Origin of the sequence: Acinetobacter sp. PFS20 (assembly GCF_052261015.1) — a bacterium.
Classification (GTDB): domain Bacteria; phylum Pseudomonadota; class Gammaproteobacteria; order Pseudomonadales; family Moraxellaceae; genus Acinetobacter.
Map to the genome: position 1 here is coordinate 1,342,270 of NZ_JBPVZE010000001.1, position 20,215 is coordinate 1,362,484.

Genomic DNA, 20,215 nt, shown 5'->3' on the forward strand with positions numbered 1-20,215 from the left:
ATTTAAACTTAGTACTTAAAGTTAATCGCTAAGACAGCATTACGGCCCATACCTTCAAACGCATAGTGAGCAGGGTGAGCACTTGTGAAATAACGTTTGTCAGAGATATTGTTAACATTAAGTTGTAAGTTTACGTTCTTGTTAACGTCGTATTTAGCCATAGCATTGTAAAGGGTATAGGTTGGTAAATACTTGTCTTCAAGCATAGTTGTGCCCGTATTTGTATTCGTAAATACTTTGTCACGGTACTCCGCACCTGCACCAACAGTTAATTTAGGCAAGATTCTATAAGTAGACCACAATGTTGCGCTATTTTTAGCTACGAAAGGAAGAGGCTTACCTTCTTGAGCAACTGCGTTATAAGCTGCTTTGGTAAGTTCACTGTCTAAGTAACTATAACCAGCTGAAACTTCCCATTTATCAGTTACCTTGCCGTTGAAACCAACTTCAAAGCCGTCAACTTTGCTTTCGCCCGCATTAGTTGAAGTGTTGGCGTCTATAGCGATACGAGTATTTTGCTTCTCTGTGCGGAAGATTGCAGCAGTTAAGTTTGCACGGTTATTAAATAGGTCCCATTTTGTGCCTATTTCGAAAGTACGTGCTTTTTCTGGGTCTAAATCATTTGCTTGTTGCGAAGATGTAGAGAGTGCATCTGCGCCGTCACCTTGGTCTACGCCAACTGGGTTAGCAGAAGTTGCAAAGCTTGCATAGATACTGCCATTTTCAGTTGGTTTATAGACTAGACCAGCTTGATAAGAGAAATAATCACTGTCATTTTCAAATTTCTGACCAGCAGCGATATTTACATCTGTTGTGTAGTTGCCACTCGTACTTGTTTTATCGATATCTTTAACAGTTTTATAAATATTTTTATTATATTTACGTTCAGTTTCGAATTTATCCCAACGTACGCCCAAATTTAAAAGCCATTGAGGGGTAAATTCAATGCTATCTAAAGCATATAAAGAAACAGTACGACTGCGTGTTGTATATTGATTGGTAATGCTACCTAAAGTATCGGTAAATGCTCCATTCATTGGATTATTTACTGATGTACACCAGCCATTCGAAAGGGCACTGCTCACAGGGCAACTTGTGTTATGTACAGTTGAGGTTGTACCAGAGTTATCTGTAAAAGTGTAAACACCTTGGCTTGATTCTTGATAGCTCCACTCGGCACCTGTATTAAAAGAGTGCTTAAGTGAGCCAGTATTAAATTTCCCTTTTAACGCAAGCTGATCACTATATGCATCAGTATCTACAATACGACTTAAAGCACGTCGAGAAATTGTACCGTTTTTCGTTACATTACCTTTTGAGTCATCTGCATTTGTATAGATGTAATCTGATTTAGATTTTGTATATGACATCGTATTTGACAAAGTTAAATCATCAGCAAGATCTTGCTCTAATTTAAATGTACCAATGTGGTTTTCACGTTTATCAAAATCACGCTCTTTCCAGCCATAATATGTGCCTTGTTTTACGTCAATTGGCTTTCCACCAACAGGAAGAAATGGAATACCTGCATCTGGTTCATCATTACTACGTAAATAGTAGTAGCTCAGTGTTCCACGAGTTGCAGTATCTAGGCCAAATGCAAGACTTGATGCAATACCGGCACGAGCATATTCAGCACCATTATTTGCACCAGCTTTTTCGTTTTCATGGCCCATAACCACAACACGACCAGCAACTCCGTTACCAAAATCTTTGTTAGCATCGAGTTGGATATGACGATAGTTGTCAGTACCACCTTGAACGCTACCTTGGTAAACGTCACCTTCATGAGCAACTTTAGGGATTAAATTAATACTTCCGCCTACACCACCGCCACCGCCAAGAGCAGAAGAAGAGCCTTTAATGACTTCAACTTGTTCAATGGCAAACATATCGCGATTTTGAGAAGTAGAATTACGAACACCATCAACATAAACAGATGATTGAGCACTATAACCACGGATGTAGGGCATATCTGTAAACGGGGTACCGCCTTCACCTGCACCTAACGTAATACCAGGTTCATAGCGTAAAGCTTCGAGTAGAGTATTAGAGTTTGTATCTTTAATTAATTTTTGAGAAAGAATAGAAACGGATTTTGGAGTATCTAAAAGGGGAGCAACTAATTTTGAATTTGCCGACTCATCTACTTTTAAAGATTCTTCGTGAGTTGCTTGAGTGTGAATGGTTGGTAATTGTGAAATTGCTTCTTGTGCCATGACTGTTGTTGCAATCATAGAAAGAGATGATGCGATTGCAGATGAAACAATTTTTTTACGTGTTCTAATCAATGACATGACTTTCAGGACTTAAATATAAAACGTTATGCGAATAATAATAATTCTTATTTATATGTACAGTTTGTGTTAATTGGATTTGCCAATTGAATTATGAAGACAAAGTGAATGATTAAATAGTAAAGTGTACTTTTATTTAGCTAATCTACTGATTCTTAGTAATTGTTTGTAAAAACGATTAAATTTAGATTTTGATTGTAATTTTAGATTTATGAAGAATAACTAAAAAATTAGTTTTACTTAAGGTCTTTTGAAAAATATTTAAAGAATCATAAAATTACTGTGAAATTTACGAGAATAATGACGCTAACTTAAATGAAGTGATCGGTTAATTTTGTATATCTTGAAAGTTGTCATATAATACAGCACTTTTAAAAAAACTGTTCCTACTCACTAATTTTTATCGAGGAAGCCATGCAAGTAACGACTGAAGCGGTTTCGGGCGTTGCCCGTCGTTTAAATGTGTCTGTACCGACGAGCCGTATTAACGAGCAATTTGAAGCTCGTTTGAAACGCACTGCCAAAACTGTGAAGATCAACGGCTTCCGTCCAGGTAAAGTACCTGAAAACGTTGTTCGCCGCGAATATGGTGCAGGCATTTATCAAGAAGTTGTAAATGACATCATTCGTGATAGCGTTTTTGAAGCAATTCAACAAGAAAAAATCAATGCGGTAGGTATGCCGAACATTGATAAAGTTGAACATAAAGAAGATGCTTTAGTTTTTGAAGCGACTGTAGAAGTTTATCCAGAAGTTGCAGTACAAGCATTCGACGGTTTAGAAGTTGAACGTAAAACAGCTGAAATTAAAGATGCTGACGTTGATGCTATGATCGAAAACTTGCAAAAACAACGTCAAACTTGGGCTGTTACCAAGGGTATGGCGAAAAAAGACATGCAAGTGACTTTTGATTTTGAAGGCACTATCGACGGTGAAAAGTTTGAAGGCGGTTCTGCTGAAGACTTTAAACTCGTATTAGGTTCAGGTCGTATGATTCCTGGGTTTGAAGACGGCATCGTTGGTATGAAAGCTGGTGAAGAGAAAGTAATTGATGTTACTTTCCCAGAAGACTACCAAGCTGAAAACTTGGCTGGTAAAGCAGCTCAGTTCAAAATCACTGTGAAGCAAGTTGAAAAATCAAAACTTCCAGAAATTGATGCTGAATTCTTGAAAATCTTCGGTGTAACTGAAGAGGAAGGCGTTGAGAAATTAAAAGCTGACGTTCGCAAGAATATGGAACGTGAAGTTCGCAATGGTTTACGTAACCAAGTTAAACAAGCTGCTTTTGATGCACTTGTTGCTGCGAACGAAGTTGAAGTTCCAACTGCAATGGTTGCTCAAGAAATTGACCGTCAACGTCAACAAATGGTTCAACAGTTCACTCAACAGTTCGGTGGTGCAGGCGCGCAATCTTTTGACAAGAGCATGCTTCCTGACGAATTGTTCAAAGAACAAGCAGAGCGTTCTGTTAAGCTTGGCGTATTGGTAAGCAAAGTTTTAGCTGACGCTAAACTTGAAGTTGACCAAGCTCGCGTTGATGCTTACATCGACGACATGGCTTCTTCTTACGAAGATCCAACTGAAGTGATTGAATACTTCAAAAATGATGCTCAACAACGTGCTCAAATCGAAGCAGTTGTATTAGAAGATCAAGTTGTTGATCACATCTTAGCTGGTGCTAAAGTGACTGACAAAGCTGTATCTTATGATGACTTATTGAAAGAACAACAAGCTCGCCGTATGGGCTAATCTTTTAAGAAGTCAGAAAAAGGCGCTTTAGGCGCCTTTTTTGTTTTTCTTTATGTGGTCAATTTGAGTGCGACATTAAGTACTTAGGTATAAATAATATAATATTTCAGTGCGAACCTTTTGCAATTTGAGAAATTATCCCGCATATTGTTGCCATAGGTTAAGTCACAAAAAATTTAGGAATAAATAACGTATGTATGTTCCAACAATTGAAAATGCTTTAGTTCCTGTTGTGGTTGAACAATCTTCTCGCGGCGAACGTTCTTTTGATATTTATTCACGACTTTTACGTGAGCGCGTCATTTTTTTAACAGGTGAAGTTGAAGACAACATGGCAAATCTAATTGTTGCCCAAATGTTGTTTTTAGAAGCTGAAAATCCTGATAAAGATATCCACCTTTATATCAACTCTCCAGGTGGATCTGTGACAGCGGGCATGGCTATTTATGACACGATGCAGTTTATTAAACCTGATGTCGTAACATATTGTATGGGCCAAGCTGCTTCAATGGGTGCATTCTTATTAAATGCTGGTGCTAAAGGCAAACGCTATTGCCTAGAAAATGCCCGTGTCATGATTCACCAACCATTAGGTGGTTTCCGCGGTCAAGCATCGGATATTGAAATTCATGCGCGTGAAATTCTATTTATTAAAGAACGTTTAAACCGCTTAATGGCAGAGCATAGTGGTCAAGACTACGAAACTGTTGCTCGTGATACTGACCGTGATAACTTTATGACAGCACAGTCTGCTAAAGAATATGGTTTGGTTGATCAGGTGTTAAGTAAGCGTCCATAAGGACCTTCTTATATAAATAACTTGAGATGTTGAAAAAGATCTCCATTTAGTTATTTATGCAGTGCATCTTGCCCTAATATTTAAGATTCTATTTGTGGAGTGAATATGTCCGAACATCCTCAAGGACAAAAACATTGTTCATTTTGCGGTAAAACGCAGTCTGAAGTCGGGAAACTGATTGCAGGTGAGGACGCATATATTTGTAATGAGTGTGTGGATGTCTGCTTAGACCTTGTACAAACCAGCCAACAGGTTGAAGCAGGGGACTGGGCGAGTAAGGCATTGCCAAAACCACATGAAATACGTGCTGCGCTTGATCAATATGTAATTGGTCAAGATCTTGCCAAAAAGACATTATCTGTTGCGGTTTATAACCATTATAAACGCCTAAAAGTTGGTCATAATGGACATGTGTCTAAAGAAGTAGAAATTGCTAAAAGTAACATTCTATTAATTGGACCTACAGGTTCGGGTAAAACTTTACTTGCGCAAACATTGGCTCGCCTATTAGACGTTCCATTTGCAATGGCAGATGCAACGACATTAACCGAAGCTGGTTATGTCGGCGAAGATGTTGAAAATATTGTACAAAAGCTTTTGCAAAAAGCAGACTACGATGTAGAAAAAGCTCAGAAGGGCATTATCTATATTGACGAGATTGACAAGATTACTCGTAAATCTGAAAACCCGTCAATTACGCGTGATGTTTCTGGTGAAGGTGTACAACAAGCATTATTAAAAATGATTGAAGGTACAGTGGCTTCTATTCCTCCGCAAGGTGGACGTAAGCATCCGCAGCAAGAGTTTATCCAAATTGACACTTCGAATATCTTGTTTATTTGTGGTGGTGCATTTTCCGGTTTGGAAAAAATTGTACAGCAGCGTCAAGAGAAAGGCGGTATTGGTTTTACAGCTGATGTTAAAAACAAAGATGAAACCAAAAAACTTGCTGAATTGTTCCGTCAGGTTGAGCCAACCGACTTAGTGAAATTTGGTTTAATTCCAGAATTCATTGGTCGTTTACCAGTGATTGCGACACTTGAAGAGTTGGATGAAGAAGCATTAATGCAAATTTTGACTGAGCCAAAAAATGCATTAACTCGCCAGTATCAATATCTTTTCACTATGGAAAATGTTGATCTGATCTTTGAAGATTCTGCATTGCGTGCTATTGCGAAGAAAGCACTTGAACGCAATACGGGTGCGCGTGGTTTACGTTCTATTATGGAGAACGTGCTGCTTGAAACTATGTACGATTTACCAAGTCGTACTGACGTTGGGACAGTCATTATTAATGAAGCAGTCATTAATGGTGAAGCAGAACCTGTTTATAAAGCAGAGCGTCAGCCTAAAGAAGCTGCAACGCATGAAAGTGTTGCTAAGGCAGATTTAAAGGTTATTGATTCGAAGTCTGCATAGATTTCATTCATCTAAAAAGCATGAATCGCGCGAGTGATTCATGCTTTTTTTGTTTTCAATTTATGTGCGCGGTGTTAATCTTAAAAATACAAAATACGCATAGTTTTGCGTTGTAAAAAATAAATCAAAAACAAAACGCTTTGAGGGATGCCATGCGTTATTTAATCGTATCTTTGTGCTGTGCCGGACTATTTGTGGGCTGTCAAAGTTCATCTCATTTGGAAAAAAATACGGGTGAATTGACTGCAACCCTACCTAAAGTTGATGTTGAAAAAGAACCTAGTTTGTTTGATCAATATCATGTGGGTGGTTTTGCTGTAGGTGGTTGGGTTAACCAAAAGTTGGGTCAGACTTTTGCTCCAGTCAAACCACAAAATCAGCAAGCTGCTGTAGTTTATCTTTATCGACCAGACACGAAATGGAATCGTCAGGAAATTGCGGCGATAAATCTTTTTGTGAATGGCAAGCGTATTCCGAGTCTATTACATAATCATTATTACTGGATTGAATTACCAGCAGGCACTTATCGTCTTTCTGCAAGCCGCCCTTTACTTGGTATTCATTTTCAAGAACCGAAATATATTGATATCACTGTTGAGGCGGGAACGTCTTATTATTTGAAATATGATGAAGAGAACAAAATGGACCGTGGTGAACACACTGGCCCATTTATGTTAATGCAAGATAATATTGGACGTAGAGAGATAGCATTTACCGAGCTTAAATCTTCTAGCTACAACTTTGTGGCTGAAGACGCTTCAGGAAAGATTCGACATAAACCACAAGAATTAAAACCTGCCAAATATGATGAAAAATCAGATGTACATCTGATTAAGCCATTTAAATTATGGAATCCTTTAACTTGGTAATGGACTGCAAAAGATAAAGAAAAATTAAGACTTTTCTTTATCTTTCATGAGTGGGGCAATAATTTTAAGCATCTCTTCTTGCATATGATCTCGTGCTTTAGGGTCATTAAATGTTTGCTGTCCCAACTCCATCATATATTCTGAAATTTGCCCCATAATCTGTACATTCTTACGCGTAATTGATTGGCCTTCTGGGGTTTTTAAAAATTTCAGATTAGCCTGAATTTCCTCTTCAGTATAAGTCCTAAGGTAAATATCCTGTAAGGCTTGAGTAGTTTTAGGATTGCTAATGAGCTGATTGCTCGAATCTTTCAAAAGTAAACCTAACTTTTTCGCGGCCTCTTTTTCTTTTGGGCCTAAAGTTTTAATACCCGTGATATTACTAACGATCTGTTCTGCCTGTTGATCATAGTAAGGTGTTAATTCATTAATTGATTCTTTAAGTAGGTAATCAATTTGGCTCATTTGCATGAGCTCTTTGACTGAACTTAACTTAGCAGGAGACGCAAATAAGCTTGTTGTAATACAGCTTAAGCAGAGGCTGATTGAAAGGTTTTTAAGAATAGGGCGAATAGTCATGAAATGACCTATATTCAATATATGGCGAGAGAGTGCATTTATTAATAGCACAGATTGAAGAAGTAATTGTTACAATTCTTTTCAGATTTTAAAATAAAAAAAGAATGCAAAAAAAAGCACCGAATTCGGTGCTTTTCTTGATTAGCCTGCCGCAGCGTCGACTACTGGGATTTTTCCAATTTTCGCTTGCCAGATTTTTGGAGCTACTGCGTGAATTGAAGTACCGTTTACATCAACTGCAACAGAAACAGGCATATCTTCAACGACGAATTTGTAGATAGCTTCCATACCTAAGTCTGCAAACGCAACAACTTCAGCTTCGCGAACAGCTTTAGATACGAGGTAAGCCGCACCACCAACTGCCATTAAGTAAGTTGCTTTGTTGTCTTTGATTGCTTCAATTGCTGTAGGACCACGTTCAGCTTTACCGATCATGCCGAACATGCCAGTGTGCTCAAGTACTTTACGTGTGAATTTGTCCATACGGGTTGCAGTTGTTGGACCTGCTGAACCCACCACTTCATCACGAACTGGATCGACTGGACCTACGTAGTAAATGAACTTACCTTTAAGATCAACTGGTAATTCTTCACCATTGTCGATCATTTCAACCATACGTTTGTGTGCAGCATCACGACCTGTGTACATTGTTCCGCTAAGAAGTAATGTATCACCCGGTTTCCAAGAATCCATTTCTTCTTGAGTAATGGTATCAAGGTTTACGCGTTTAGACTGTGAAGCATCCCAAGTTACTGAAGGGTAGTCTTCAAGTTTTGGTGCTTGAATATGAGCTACACCTGTACCATCAAGCTGGAAGTGAGCATGACGAGTAGCAGCACAGTTAGGAATCATACCAACTGGTTTACCAGCAGCGTGACATGGGTAATCTTTAATTTTAATATCAAGAACAGTCGTTAAACCGCCTAAGCCTTGAGCACCAATACCAAGTGCGTTTACTTTTTCAAAGATTTCGATACGAAGTTCTTCGATTTTGTTCTCTGGTCCACGGCGAAGTAATTCGTCCATGTTGATTTCTTCCATGAGTGCTTCTTTAGCAAGCATCATGGCTTTTTCAGCAGTACCACCAATACCAATACCGAGCATACCTGGAGGACACCAGCCTGCACCCATAGTTGGAACAGTTTTAAGTACCCAGTCAACAATCGAGTCAGATGGGTTAAGCATTGCAAGTTTAGATTTGTTTTCTGAACCGCCACCTTTAGCAGCAACAGTAATATCTACTTTATTACCCGGAACGAGTTTATAGTGAATTACAGCAGGGGTATTATCTTTTGTATTTTTACGACCAAATGCAGGATCAGCAAGTACAGATGCACGAAGAACATTGCTGTTTTCAAGGTAACCTTGGCGAACACCTTCGTTTACCGCATCGTCTAAGCTCATTGTTAAATCAAATTTAACATCTAAGCCCACTTCAAGGAAAACGTTAACAATACCAGTGTCTTGGCAAATTGGACGATGACCTTCCGCACACATGCGAGAGTTAATTAGAATCTGTGCAATTGCATCCTTTGCGGCTTTGTTTTCTTCGCGATCATAAGCACGGCTCATCGCTTGGATAAAGTCTTGCGGGTGATAGTACGAAATAAACTGTAGGGCGTCCTTGATCGATGTAATCAAGTCATCTTGTTTGATAATCGTTGTCATACCAGAAAATCTCTTGAGCGGGCTGTTAGCTAGCGGGCTAAATTATATGACAAAAAGACAGTGTTGTGGGAGATTGGTTGATCTTTTGACCGAAAGTCGCATAAGAAGATATTGAAGTGATTTAGATGCCAGAAATCGGAAAATTATTTATTTTTGAATGACTAAAATAAAAAAAGCCATTTGAGCGGATATCAAATGGCGAGAGGTAGTAAAGGTGAATTATATTAATTATTTGGCAGTGGCTTGTTGTTCTGCCTGAATTGCTGTTAAGGCAATGGTAAAGACGATATCATCTACCAATGCTCCACGAGACAAGTCATTAACAGGCTTGTTTAGGCCTTGCAGCATTGGTCCAACGCTCACAACATTTGCAGCACGCTGTACTGCTTTGTAAGTGGTATTACCCGTATTTAAATCTGGGAAAATAAATACATTTGCACGGCCAGCAACGCGTGAGTCTGGTGCCTTTTGACGTCCCACACTTTCAACTGAAGCTGCATCGTATTGAAGTGGACCATCAATCAGTAAATCAGGACGACGCTGCTGAGCAATTTGAGTTGCTTGCTGTACTTTTTCAACATCTGCACCTGTTCCAGAAGTACCGGTTGAGTAGCTGATCATGGCAATACGCGGATCAATTCCAAATGCTTTCGCTGAGTCAGCAGACTGAATCGCAATTTCAGCCAATTGTTCTGCTGTAGGGTCTGGGTTAATCGCACAGTCACCATAGACATAGACTTCATCTGGCAAAAGCATAAAGAATATAGATGAAACCAGTGAATATTCAGGTGCTGTCTTGATGAGCTGGAATGCTGGGCGGACTGTATTTGCTGTGGTATGTACCGCACCTGAAACTAAACCATCCACATGGTCTAGGGCCAGCATCATAGTGCCAAGCACTACAGTGTCTTGTAATTGATCTTTAGCTTGTAATTCGTTGAGTTTACCTTTACGTAGCTCAACCATTGGTGCAACGTATTGGTTGCGAATACTATCAGGATCGACAATTGCCAATTCGGCAGGTAATTCAATCCCGCGTGCTTTTGCAACATCGTGCACAGCATCTGGTTTAGCTAACAAAATACAGTCAGCAATACCTCGTGCCTGACAAATTGCTGCAGCTTGAATAGTGCGAGGTTCATCACCTTCAGGTAGTACAATTCGTTTTTTCGCGGCAATCGATTTTTGTACCAGTTCGTGACGGAAAGCCGATGGCGACAGGCGAGGGGTGGCAGCATTGTTGCTGTGCTGTTTAAGCCATTCAACATCAATATGACTTGAAACAAAACGAGTCACTTGCTCAGCACGTTCGGTATCATCAGTTGGAATTTCATTGCCAAAATTAGACAGGCGCTGTGCAGTTTCCAATGTATTTAAACGGGTATGTAAAATTGGCAACCCTTGTTTAATTGCACTTTGGCAAAACTCTAAAAGCTCTGGTGCTGGCGCTTCTCTTTCAGTAAGAACTAGACCAGCCAGAGGAATACCATTACTGGTTGCCAAACTACTTGCAAGTAAAACATCTGTACGTTCAGATGCGCTAATGATTAATTCGCCTGCAATAAACTTATTCAGTTCATATTCAATGCTTGAAGCAATTAGACTCGAATGCAAAATACGACGTGTTTTGGCTTCCCCTTGATGTACCCATTGCCCATCAATGACATTTGCAATATCGAGAGTCCTTGGTACGCTCAGTGTATTACTAAAAGGAACAAGTCCAATAATTGGTAAGTCACTAGAGCCGAAATAACGATTATATTTTTGCAGTTCGCTCGTAAATTTTGTGATTTCTTCAGTCGGTCGTAATGATGGATCAAATGCAACAGGAATTTGTGCTGTTTCTTCAGTTAATCCACGGGTACGCATAAAGAGTACACCAGCAGTACGATTTGACGCTGCACCGCCAAATTGACGTAAATGAGCATCTACTTTTTCTGCTGTTTTTTTCGGATTTTGAATATCTGCTGTACTGACCAAGACAACTTCTGCATCAAGTGCTTGTGCAAGACTTGCATTGAGTTCACTGGCAAAGTGGTCTTGTCCGTTAGGTAATAAGCCTTCCACAATAATGACATCATGGTCTGCTGCAACGCTACGGTGGAGGCTAACCGCTTCTTCAAGTAATTCATCTACTTCTCCAGCGGCAATAAGCTGGGTTAATTTTTCATGCGAAATAGATTGAACAGTTTTACTTTGAAATAAATGACCAAATAATGAAGTGGTTCGGTCAAGAGGTTCTTGGTCTTCTTGAGAAAATGGTTTTAAAAAGCCTGCTTTAATCCCGTTACAATCAAGTGCGTAAATCATGCCTAGGCAGGCAGAGGTTAAACCAACCCCTTCGCCTGTAGGAATCAATAAAATTGTATTCATATAAACCTATAAATAAACGAATATCGAGTTTTCGCTAAGCTTTAATTAAGCCAGGCTTGCTACAGATGCTGTATTTTCTGCCGCTTCTACAACTTGACGAGTTTCTTTGGCAATACGGCCTTCTTCATCTGTAGGAATGACCCAAATTTGAGGACCAGTTCCATTATCGATTCGGCCTTCAGTACCTCGTTTTAGGTTATTATTTTGGTCTTTATTTAGCTGTAAACCAAAATGAGGTAAATAAGCTAAGGTTTTTTCACGAATATAAGCTGAGTTCTCACCAATACCACCTGTGAAAATTAAACCGTCTAAAGTTGGTAAACCACAGCTTAATGCAGCAAGTGATTTTGCTAGGCGATAGCTAAAGACTTCAATTGCAAGACAAGCATCTTCGTTGCCATTTTCAGCCGCTTCAATCACTGTACGCATGTCATTAGACAGTTGAGATAAGCCTAGTAAGCCACTTTCGTTATTTAAAACTTTATCAATTTTTGCTAAGTCCCAACCGAGGTTTTTCGCAAGGAAGCTATGTAAGCTTGGATCAACGTCACCACTACGCGTTCCCATCACTACACCTTCAAGTGGAGTGAGGCCCATAGATGTGTCAACACTTTGTCCATTCCATACTGCGCAAGTTGAACTGCCATTTCCTAGATGCGCTGTTAACCATCCACCTTTTTTCAGATTGCCGGCAAGCTCACTTGCTTTATCAGACACATAGGCGTGGCTTGTCCCATGGAAACCATAACGGCGGACGTTGTGGTCAGTATATAAAAATTTAGGAATTGCATAACGATATGCATGCGGTGGCATGGTTTGATGGAATGCAGTGTCGAATACGGCAACTTGAGGTAATTCAGGGAATAGGCGTACGGTTGCATCAATACCAATTAAATGTGCTGGGTTATGAAGTGGAGCTAAAGGCGTCGCAGCACGAATACGTTCAATAATTTCAGGAGTGAGTAATTCTGCTTTGGTAAGGCTTCCACCATGTACAACACGGTGACCGATCGCTTGCGGTTTGTAGTTGGCAAGACGTGCAAGTAAAGTTTCTAAAGCTTTGGCGTGGTCAGCATAAGGAATTGAAAGTTCAAGTGGTTCGCCACCTACTGTAACTCCCTTAATACGAGCGTCAGCTGCCCCCAAGTTTTCTGCTAAACCGTAAATACGGTCTTCACGACGCTCTGAAACCAGTGCGTATTTAATAGATGAAGAGCCGCAATTGATAACTAATACTGATGTAGCCACGTTGAAATACCCAAGTCCTGATTTAAAGTAGTTTTCCTAACTTCCTGTTCAAGATGTATTATTTTCCGATACAGATTGAACGGGTTGTCATGTTTTATCATGTGTTGTTTTTCTGTCCAAGATAGACTTTAGCCCATTAGACTTAAGCACTATCGACCATCAAATTATTTCTAACTAATATCTATCCAGTATAAAGCTTAACCACTGTATTCCTTGTTTTTTTATATGCCTAGAAAAGAGTTTTTTGTATATATTTATGAAAAAATAAAACTGAACGAAAAACGTATTTTAAATCTTAAAGATTGATTCTTTATTGAATAGGTATCTCATGTCTTTAAATTAAATTTTAAGCATATATTACAAATAATATACGTAAGTTAAATTAAGTTTTAATAGCGTTCGAGAAAATTAAAAAGAACCAAATATAGTTTTATTAATACTAAAAATTAGAATGAAAAGAACATCATTTATATATTGTTAATTATATTTCATTACATTGATATTGCGATAATTTTACCGTATTTTTTAAGGTTTATTTTAGGTTTAAATATACCTCATTATTAATAAGAATTTTGTCTAAAATATAAACTTACTATGCCTTTAAAGCTTGTGCTGAGGCCATTACAGCAGCATTGACTGGGGTTGCATGTCGCTTTTTGCCTGAATAATATTGTTCATCCTTTTTCAAATGATTATAAGAAATATATCATTTGGTCTATTTTTATATTCCGGCTTATCCGGTTGTACAGGAGCGTCCAGCATGGACTTGCCGAACCCTATATTGGCAAAAGTTACCGAGCGTGTAATCGCACGTAGTCAAAAAACTCGTTCTGCATATTTACAACGTATTGAACATGCACAAGGCAAATTTCCTGCTCGTGGAGCACTTTCATGTGCCAATCTGGCTCATGGTTTCGCCAGCATGGAAGATAATGAAAAGTTAATTATTAAAGTAGGTCGTGAGCCAAATATTGGCATCGTATCTTCATATAACGAAATGCTTTCGGCCCATGCACCTTATAAAACATTTCCAGATTTAATTAAAACAGCCGCTCGTGAGAATGGTGGCGTAGCACAGTTTGCAGGTGGTGTTCCTGCGATGTGTGACGGTATTACCCAAGGTAATGCTGGCATGGAACTATCTTTGTTCTCTCGCGAAACCATTGCGATGAGCACAGCGATTGCATTGTCTCATAACATGTTTGACGCAGCTTTATGTCTGGGTGTTTGCGACAAGATTGTGCCAGGCTTACTGATTGGTGCTTTGCAGTTTGGTTATTTGCCTACTATTTTTGTGCCAGCTGGCCCAATGACCAGTGGGTTATCTAACGATGAGAAAGCTAAAATTCGTCAGCAATTTGCAACGGGTCAGGTTGGCCGAGATGCTTTGCTAGAAGCTGAGTCAGCCGCTTATCACGGACAAGGGACTTGTACTTTTTACGGTACAGCCAACAGTAACCAGATGCTAATGGAAGTCATGGGCTTGCATTTGCCAAGTGCGGCTTTTGTTCATCCTCACACACCATTACGTGATGCGCTCACTGCCGAAGCGGCTAAACGTGTACTTGACTTAACTGCTGAGCGTGGCAACTACACACCAATCGGTCATGTTGTCGATGAAAAAGCCATTATAAACGGCATTGTGGCTTTACTGGCTACAGGCGGTTCAACCAATCATACTTTGCACCTTATTGCGATTGCTCGTGCCGCAGGCATCTTAATTGACTGGGATGACTTTGATGAGTTGTCTGCTGTCGTTCCATTGCTCGCAAAAATCTATCCAAATGGTAAAGCCGATGTAAACCATTTCCAAGCTGCGGGTGGGGTTGCTTTCCTCATTCGTAACTTACTTGAGGCTGGTTTATTGCATAACGATGTAACCACAGTGGCTGGTAAAGGCTTACAGCATTACACCAAAGAACCAAAACTGATTGATGGCAAGCTCACTTGGGTTGATGGTGTGGTTCAAAGCCTTGATGACAAAGTACTCCGTAGCATTGATGCGCCGTTTCAACCAGATGGTGGCTTGCGTTTAATGCAGGGTCGTCTTGGCCGTGGCGTCATCAAGATTTCTGCTGTTGCGCCAGAACATCGTAAAGTTAAAGCACCAGCAATTGTGTTTGATTCTCAAGAAGCGGTTCAAGCTGCGTTTGATCGTGGCGAATTGCACCGAGACTTTATTGCGGTTGTTCGTTTCCAAGGTGCTCGTGCTAACGGTATGCCTGAATTGCATCGTTTAACGCCTGTGTTGGGTGTTTTACAAGATCAAGGTTTCCACGTTGCTTTAGTGACTGATGGCCGTATGTCTGGTGCTTCAGGCAAAGTTCCTGCGGTGATTCATTTATCTCCAGAAGCCTTACTAAATGGGCCGATTGCTAAAGTGCAAACAGGCGATATGTTGATTATTGATGCTGAGGCAGGCGTACTCGATGTTGAAATAGATGAACAGACTTGGCAGTCGCGTCCTGTTGCACAGCCAGAACATCAGGCAGAAAACGAAGTTGGCTTTGGCCGTGAATTATTTGGTGTTTTTCGTGCTGCTGCTGCGCCAGCTGAACATGGAGCATCTGTATTTGGTGCATTAGTTGGTGAAAATTCACCAGAGCAGATTTGAGTCAAAGGAACTGAAAAATAATGATTAAAATTGAAGATATCGTCAAATTAGGTCCAGTCATTCCAGTATTGGCATTTGATTCTGCCGAGCAAGGTGAAGATGTATCACGTGCTTTACATGCTGGCGGTGTAAAAGTCCTTGAAATTACGTTGCGTACTGCTGCGGGTCTTGCTGCTATTGAGCGTGCAAGCCAGTTGGCAGATGACATTGTGGTCGGTGTAGGTACGATTACCAAACCAGAACATTGTGCTCAAGCTAAAAAAGCAGGTGCTCAATTTGGTGTATCTCCCGGTTTGACTAAAGATCTGCATTTGGCTGCACAAGATGCCGGCTTGCCTTTATTGCCTGGTGTGATGACACCAAGTGACCTGATTCAGGCGATTGAGTTAGGTTATGAGATTGTGAAGTTCTTCCCAGCTCAACAGGCAGGTGGAGTTGAGATGCTAAAAGCATTTTATGGTCCATTTCCAAACTTACGTTTTTGCCCGACTGGCGGAATTACGGCAGAGTCAGCGCCAGATTTCTTAAAGCAACCAAACGTAGTGTGTGTAGGTGGTTCATGGTTAACGCCTAAAGCTACTGTAGCTGCACAAGATTGGGCTGAAATTACTCGCTTGGCACAAATTGCGAGTCAGTTGAGAGCACCGTAGATGTAGTCGATATTTATAAAAAATGAAGTGCATTTTATGTGCTTTAAAGGCTGTATTGATGTGACCAGTTTGTGCTGGTCACACCTAAATATAAAAATTTAATGTCTTAACAGTAGGAATTACTGTGGTTGAAGACCTTTGTTTAGGCAGTGTGCCTAAATAATTATTCCAAGGAGAAGTGTCCCATGGAGACGGTTCAGGGTGGCATGTTACTGATCTACACTGTAATCGCGATTATTGCTTTAGTGGTCATGATCGCGAAGTTTAGAATTTATCCATTTCTGGTTCTCATTATTGTTTCACTTGGTTTAGCTTTAGCTGTTGGCATGCCAATGGGCGATATTGTTAAGTCATATGAAGCTGGTACTGGTAAAACCCTAGGCCACCTTGCGATTGTAATCGCATTAGGAACAATGCTCGGCAAAATGATGGCCGAGTCTGGTGGCGCAGAGCGAATAGCAATTACTTTAATTAAGTGGTTTGGTGAGAAAAATATTCACTGGGCCATGATGTTTATTGCCCTTATTGTTGGGCTTCCCGTATTTTTCGAAGTAGGTTTCGTTCTACTCATTCCAATTGCGTTCAACATTGCGAAGCGAACAGGCAAATCCTTACTGGTTGTGGGCTTGCCAATGGTTGCAGGTTTGTCGGTTGTGCATGGCTTAATTCCACCACATCCAGCAGCGTTGTTAGCAGTACAGGCTTATCATGCTGATATTGGTAAAACAATTGCTTATAGTCTGATAGTGGGTGTGCCAACAGCTATTGTTGCTGGACCATTGTATGCACTTTGGATCAATAAATACGTCAAATTGCCTGAAAATAACCCGTTAGCGAAGCAGTTTATTGAAGCAGATACGAATAGAACTCGCGAGCTACCAAGCTTTGGGATTACCTTATTTACGATCATGCTGCCAGTTGTATTGATGTTAATCGGCAGTTGGGCAGATCTTTTCTTTGCACCACAAACTTTTGCAAACGACTTACTACGTTTTATTGGTACTTCTGATATCGCATTGCTCATCGCAGTATTGGTCAGCTTTATTACTTTCGGTACGATGCAGGGCTTTAACCGTGAACAAATTGAAAAATTCTGTGGCGGATGTTTAGCTTCTATTGCTGGGATTATGTTGATTGTAGGTGCTGGCGGTGGTTTTGGTGGCATTTTGCGTGACACCGGTATTTCTAATGAGATTGTTTCTACAGCTTTAAAGGCAAATTTATCGCCGTTATTGTTGGGCTGGTTTGTTGCAGCATTAATTCGTTTGGCAACAGGATCGGCAACGGTTGCCATGGCTACAGCTTGTAGCATTGTGGCTCCAATTGCAGCAACAGCGGGAGTTGCGGTTAGACCAGAACTTTTGGTACTTGCCACAGGTTCAGGTTCATTAGTTTTCTCACATGTAAATGACGCAGGATTCTGGTTAATCAAAGAATATTTTGGTATGACAGTAGGACAGACACTCAAGACTTGGTCAGTATTAGAAACGATCATTTCGGTGTTGGGTTTATCTTTCACGCTACTGCTTAGCACTATTTTATAATTAAAGGTGAGTAATCCATGATTGTGATTGCAATGGGTGTCTGTGGAACAGGTAAAACCCTAATTGGTGAATTGTTATCAGAGCGTTTGGCTTGTGAGTTTCTTGATGGCGATACGCTTCATTCAGCTGCAAATAAAAGTAAGATGAGTCAGGGCATTCCCTTAACAGATGAAGACCGCTTGCCATGGTTGCAAGCAATTCGTCAGGTCATTGAAACCAAACAGAGAGATGGTGAAACGGCTGTATTTACATGCTCATCTTTAAAGCGCATGTATCGCGATATTTTAAGAGGGCAGGACCAGAATATTAAGTTTGTCTACTTAAAAGGTTCTTATGAATTATTACAGCAACGACTTGCAGAAAGATCAGGTCATTTTTTTGACCCAGCGTTGCTACAAACACAGCTAGACACATTAGAGGAACCTGATGTGAATGAAGCAATTGCTATTGATATTGCTCTCACACCAGAACAGATCATTGAACAAGTCATCCAGAAGCTAGGGGTGACTGATAGTGTGTGTCGGGGGTAAATTCAACTAGAAAGGTTATCAACGCTTTAAGATATTCACCTTGTGGTTAACGGTTCAAGCAAGGTGAGTACGGATAATAATAGTGATATTGACCCGAATAAATCCTAATTAGAATGGAAAGTTCGGGAATATATAAAAGACATACGAATAATAAGGTATTAAGAAGAATGAATCAGTTAAATAATCTACAACATAAATTCCCAGTAGTGGACAGTATTCCTGAAAGTGTGCGTTTACCCTCCCAAATTCATCAGCGTGTCTCACTGGTAGATGGTGAATTGAAGTTATGGGCTGGTGCAACCAAGAAAACATTATCTCCAATCTGGATTCAGCAGCCTGACGGTAGCCTACAGCAAGTTGAACTTGGTAGTTATCCAGTCATGGGTGAAAAAGAAAGCGATGAAGCACTAGAGGCAGCGGTACGGGCTTACAATAATGGTCGTGGCGAATGGCCAATGATGAAGGTGAGTGAGCGCATTGCCTGCATGCAAAAATTTATTCAGCGCATGGTGGAACAGCGAGATCTGATTATTAAGTTGATCATGTGGGAAATTGGCAAAAGCTTGGCGGATTCAGAAAAAGAGTTTGACCGTACAATTACCTACATGCGTCAAACGATTGATGCTCTGAAAGATTTAGATAATGCCAATTCCCGTTTTGTAATTGCCGAAGGTACGATTGGTCAAATCCGTCGTACTCCACTAGGTGTCGTGTTGTGTATGGGACCATATAACTACCCGCTGAACGAAACCTTTGCGACTCTGATCCCAGCCATGCTGATGGGTAATACCATTATTTTTAAACCACCTCAATTTGGGACCTTGTTGTTTGAACCGTTACTAGAAGCGTTCCGTGATTCATTTCCAAAAGGTGTGATCAATACCATTTATGCACCAGGCTCTCTTGTGGTACCCCATCTACTGGCATCTGGGCAAATTAATGTATTGGCACTGATTGGTTCTAGTAAAGTAGCTGATCACTTGAAGAAGCAACATCCTAAATCTCACCGTCTGCGTGCGATTTTGGGGCTAGATGCGAAGAATGCAGCCATTATTCTGCCGGATGCCGACCTAGATCTAACAGTGAAAGAGTGCCTGCTGGGTGCATTGTCGTTTAATGGTCAGCGTTGTACAGCACTCAAAATGTTGATGGTACATCGCTCAATAGCCGATGAGTTTGTTAACCGTTTAACGGCTGAACTGGCCAAACTTAAAGTGGGGATGCCTTGGGAAAAAGGTGTGTTTATTACTCCCTTACCAGGTATGCATCGTACGACCTACATGACTGAAGTCATTGAGGATGCCATGGCTAAAGGGGCAAAAGTGGTTAATCTGGAAGGCGGTGAATTCTGCAAAACGATGTTCTATCCAGCTGTAGTTTATCCAGTGACTGAGGGGATGAGGCTGTATCGCGAAGAACAGTTTGGTCCAGTGATACCAGTCTCTGTTTATGATGACATTGAAACTGTGCTGGACTATGTCACTACTTCTGATCATGGTCAGCAGGTGAGTATTTTTGGTAGTGACCCTGAGCAAATTGGCCACTTGGTTGATCCGCTGGTTCATCAGGTCTGTCGTGTGAACATCAACTGTCAATGTCAGCGCGGCCCTGATGTGTTCCCATTTGGTGGACGTAAAGATTCTGCGGAAGGTACATTGTCTGTGCATGATGCGCTTCGTGCATTCTCGATCCGTTCTATGATTGCTGCTAAACAGACAGATGACAGCAAAGGCATGTTGGCCTCTATGGTGTCTGAACACTACTCTAAATTTGTGAATACCGACTTTATTTTCTAATAAATATACGATTAAGAAAAACCAGCCTTCGGGTTGGTTTTTTATAGTGACTCATAACTTGAGTAATAAAAAACGCCTGA

At 40.4% G+C, this 20,215-nt stretch carries 15 protein-coding genes; 9 read left to right on the forward strand and 6 right to left on the reverse strand.

Features of this window, described 5'->3' with window-relative positions; genetic code table 11:
• Positions 1 to 8 precede the first annotated feature (8 nt).
• The gene (locus ACS125_RS06390; protein WP_443271121.1) at positions 9 to 2,297 is read right to left on the reverse strand and encodes a TonB-dependent receptor; all 2,289 of its coding nucleotides are present in this window, start codon (positions 2,295 to 2,297) and stop codon (positions 9 to 11) included.
• A 414-nt stretch (positions 2,298 to 2,711) separates the two neighbouring features.
• On the opposite strand from ACS125_RS06390, the gene tig reads away from it, so the two are divergent.
• The 4 genes from tig to ACS125_RS06410 all read left to right on the forward strand — a co-directional run bounded on the left by tig (position 2,712) and on the right by ACS125_RS06410 (position 7,133).
• On the forward strand, positions 2,712 to 4,046 hold the full coding sequence (tig, locus tag ACS125_RS06395) for a trigger factor (RefSeq protein ID WP_004794757.1): 1,335 nt from the start codon (positions 2,712 to 2,714) through the stop codon (positions 4,044 to 4,046).
• A 193-nt stretch (positions 4,047 to 4,239) separates the two neighbouring features.
• Positions 4,240 to 4,845, forward strand: a complete 606-nt coding sequence (gene clpP, locus ACS125_RS06400) for an ATP-dependent Clp endopeptidase proteolytic subunit ClpP (RefSeq protein WP_003654845.1) — start codon at positions 4,240 to 4,242, stop codon at positions 4,843 to 4,845.
• Between the two features lie 105 nt (positions 4,846 to 4,950).
• Positions 4,951 to 6,264: an ATP-dependent Clp protease ATP-binding subunit ClpX gene (clpX, locus tag ACS125_RS06405; RefSeq protein ID WP_005302193.1), complete on the forward strand. Its 1,314-nt coding sequence runs from the start codon at positions 4,951 to 4,953 to the stop codon at positions 6,262 to 6,264.
• A 152-nt stretch (positions 6,265 to 6,416) separates the two neighbouring features.
• The gene (locus ACS125_RS06410) at positions 6,417 to 7,133 is read left to right on the forward strand and encodes a DUF2846 domain-containing protein (RefSeq protein ID WP_443271124.1); all 717 of its coding nucleotides are present in this window, start codon (positions 6,417 to 6,419) and stop codon (positions 7,131 to 7,133) included.
• Between the two features lie 24 nt (positions 7,134 to 7,157).
• Here ACS125_RS06410 and ACS125_RS06415 read toward each other — a convergent pair whose 3' ends face one another.
• The 5 genes from ACS125_RS06415 to ACS125_RS06435 form a co-directional block, all read right to left on the reverse strand.
• Positions 7,158 to 7,712: a DUF2059 domain-containing protein gene (locus tag ACS125_RS06415; RefSeq protein ID WP_238612102.1), complete on the reverse strand. Its 555-nt coding sequence runs from the start codon at positions 7,710 to 7,712 to the stop codon at positions 7,158 to 7,160.
• Positions 7,713 to 7,853: 141 nt separating this feature from the next.
• Positions 7,854 to 9,380, reverse strand: coding sequence for a fumarate hydratase (locus ACS125_RS06420; RefSeq protein ID WP_004794749.1), 1,527 nt, complete (start codon positions 9,378 to 9,380; stop codon positions 7,854 to 7,856).
• 228 nt (positions 9,381 to 9,608) lie between these two features.
• A complete protein-coding gene (gene pta, locus ACS125_RS06425) occupies positions 9,609 to 11,753 on the reverse strand; it encodes a phosphate acetyltransferase (protein ID WP_174731046.1) in 2,145 nt (714 codons plus the stop codon).
• 45 nt (positions 11,754 to 11,798) lie between these two features.
• On the reverse strand, positions 11,799 to 13,001 hold the full coding sequence (locus ACS125_RS06430) for an acetate/propionate family kinase (RefSeq protein ID WP_004794745.1): 1,203 nt from the start codon (positions 12,999 to 13,001) through the stop codon (positions 11,799 to 11,801).
• A complete protein-coding gene (locus ACS125_RS06435; protein WP_081399573.1) occupies positions 12,983 to 13,102 on the reverse strand; it encodes a hypothetical protein in 120 nt (39 codons plus the stop codon). Before ACS125_RS06435 ends, ACS125_RS06430 begins: the two co-directional genes overlap by 19 nt.
• Positions 13,103 to 13,761: 659 nt before the next feature.
• On the opposite strand from ACS125_RS06435, the gene edd reads away from it, so the two are divergent.
• The 5 genes from edd to ACS125_RS06460 all read left to right on the forward strand — a co-directional run bounded on the left by edd (position 13,762) and on the right by ACS125_RS06460 (position 20,135).
• Entirely contained in the window at positions 13,762 to 15,615 is a 1,854-nt protein-coding gene (gene edd / locus ACS125_RS06440) for a phosphogluconate dehydratase (RefSeq protein WP_443271128.1), read from the forward strand.
• Positions 15,616 to 15,635: 20 nt separating this feature from the next.
• Positions 15,636 to 16,265, forward strand: a complete 630-nt coding sequence (gene eda / locus ACS125_RS06445) for a bifunctional 4-hydroxy-2-oxoglutarate aldolase/2-dehydro-3-deoxy-phosphogluconate aldolase (RefSeq protein ID WP_238612106.1) — start codon at positions 15,636 to 15,638, stop codon at positions 16,263 to 16,265.
• Between the two features lie 185 nt (positions 16,266 to 16,450).
• Positions 16,451 to 17,809, forward strand: a complete 1,359-nt coding sequence (locus tag ACS125_RS06450) for a GntT/GntP/DsdX family permease (RefSeq protein ID WP_004794740.1) — start codon at positions 16,451 to 16,453, stop codon at positions 17,807 to 17,809.
• Between the two features lie 17 nt (positions 17,810 to 17,826).
• Positions 17,827 to 18,339: a gluconokinase gene (locus ACS125_RS06455; protein ID WP_004794739.1), complete on the forward strand. Its 513-nt coding sequence runs from the start codon at positions 17,827 to 17,829 to the stop codon at positions 18,337 to 18,339.
• A 167-nt stretch (positions 18,340 to 18,506) separates the two neighbouring features.
• Entirely contained in the window at positions 18,507 to 20,135 is a 1,629-nt protein-coding gene (locus ACS125_RS06460) for an NADP-dependent glyceraldehyde-3-phosphate dehydrogenase (protein WP_443271131.1), read from the forward strand.
• Positions 20,136 to 20,215: the final 80 nt, after the last annotated feature.

What these genes read in the sequence shown, in the direction of transcription:
- ACS125_RS06390 (WP_443271121.1), bottom strand. Translation starts at nt 2,297, where the DNA reads ATGTCATTGATTAGAACACGTAAAAAAATTGTTTCATCTGCAATCGCA.
- tig (WP_004794757.1), top strand. Translation starts at nt 2,712, where the DNA reads ATGCAAGTAACGACTGAAGCGGTTTCGGGCGTTGCCCGTCGTTTAAAT.
- clpP (WP_003654845.1), top strand. Translation starts at nt 4,240, where the DNA reads ATGTATGTTCCAACAATTGAAAATGCTTTAGTTCCTGTTGTGGTTGAA.
- clpX (WP_005302193.1), top strand. Translation starts at nt 4,951, where the DNA reads ATGTCCGAACATCCTCAAGGACAAAAACATTGTTCATTTTGCGGTAAA.
- ACS125_RS06410 (WP_443271124.1), top strand. Translation starts at nt 6,417, where the DNA reads ATGCGTTATTTAATCGTATCTTTGTGCTGTGCCGGACTATTTGTGGGC.
- ACS125_RS06415 (WP_238612102.1), bottom strand. Translation starts at nt 7,712, where the DNA reads ATGACTATTCGCCCTATTCTTAAAAACCTTTCAATCAGCCTCTGCTTA.
- ACS125_RS06420 (WP_004794749.1), bottom strand. Translation starts at nt 9,380, where the DNA reads ATGACAACGATTATCAAACAAGATGACTTGATTACATCGATCAAGGAC.
- pta (WP_174731046.1), bottom strand. Translation starts at nt 11,753, where the DNA reads ATGAATACAATTTTATTGATTCCTACAGGCGAAGGGGTTGGTTTAACC.
- ACS125_RS06435 (WP_081399573.1), bottom strand. Translation starts at nt 13,102, where the DNA reads ATGATAAAACATGACAACCCGTTCAATCTGTATCGGAAAATAATACAT.
- edd (WP_443271128.1), top strand. Translation starts at nt 13,762, where the DNA reads ATGGACTTGCCGAACCCTATATTGGCAAAAGTTACCGAGCGTGTAATC.
- eda (WP_238612106.1), top strand. Translation starts at nt 15,636, where the DNA reads ATGATTAAAATTGAAGATATCGTCAAATTAGGTCCAGTCATTCCAGTA.
- ACS125_RS06450 (WP_004794740.1), top strand. Translation starts at nt 16,451, where the DNA reads ATGGAGACGGTTCAGGGTGGCATGTTACTGATCTACACTGTAATCGCG.
- ACS125_RS06455 (WP_004794739.1), top strand. Translation starts at nt 17,827, where the DNA reads ATGATTGTGATTGCAATGGGTGTCTGTGGAACAGGTAAAACCCTAATT.
- ACS125_RS06460 (WP_443271131.1), top strand. Translation starts at nt 18,507, where the DNA reads ATGAATCAGTTAAATAATCTACAACATAAATTCCCAGTAGTGGACAGT.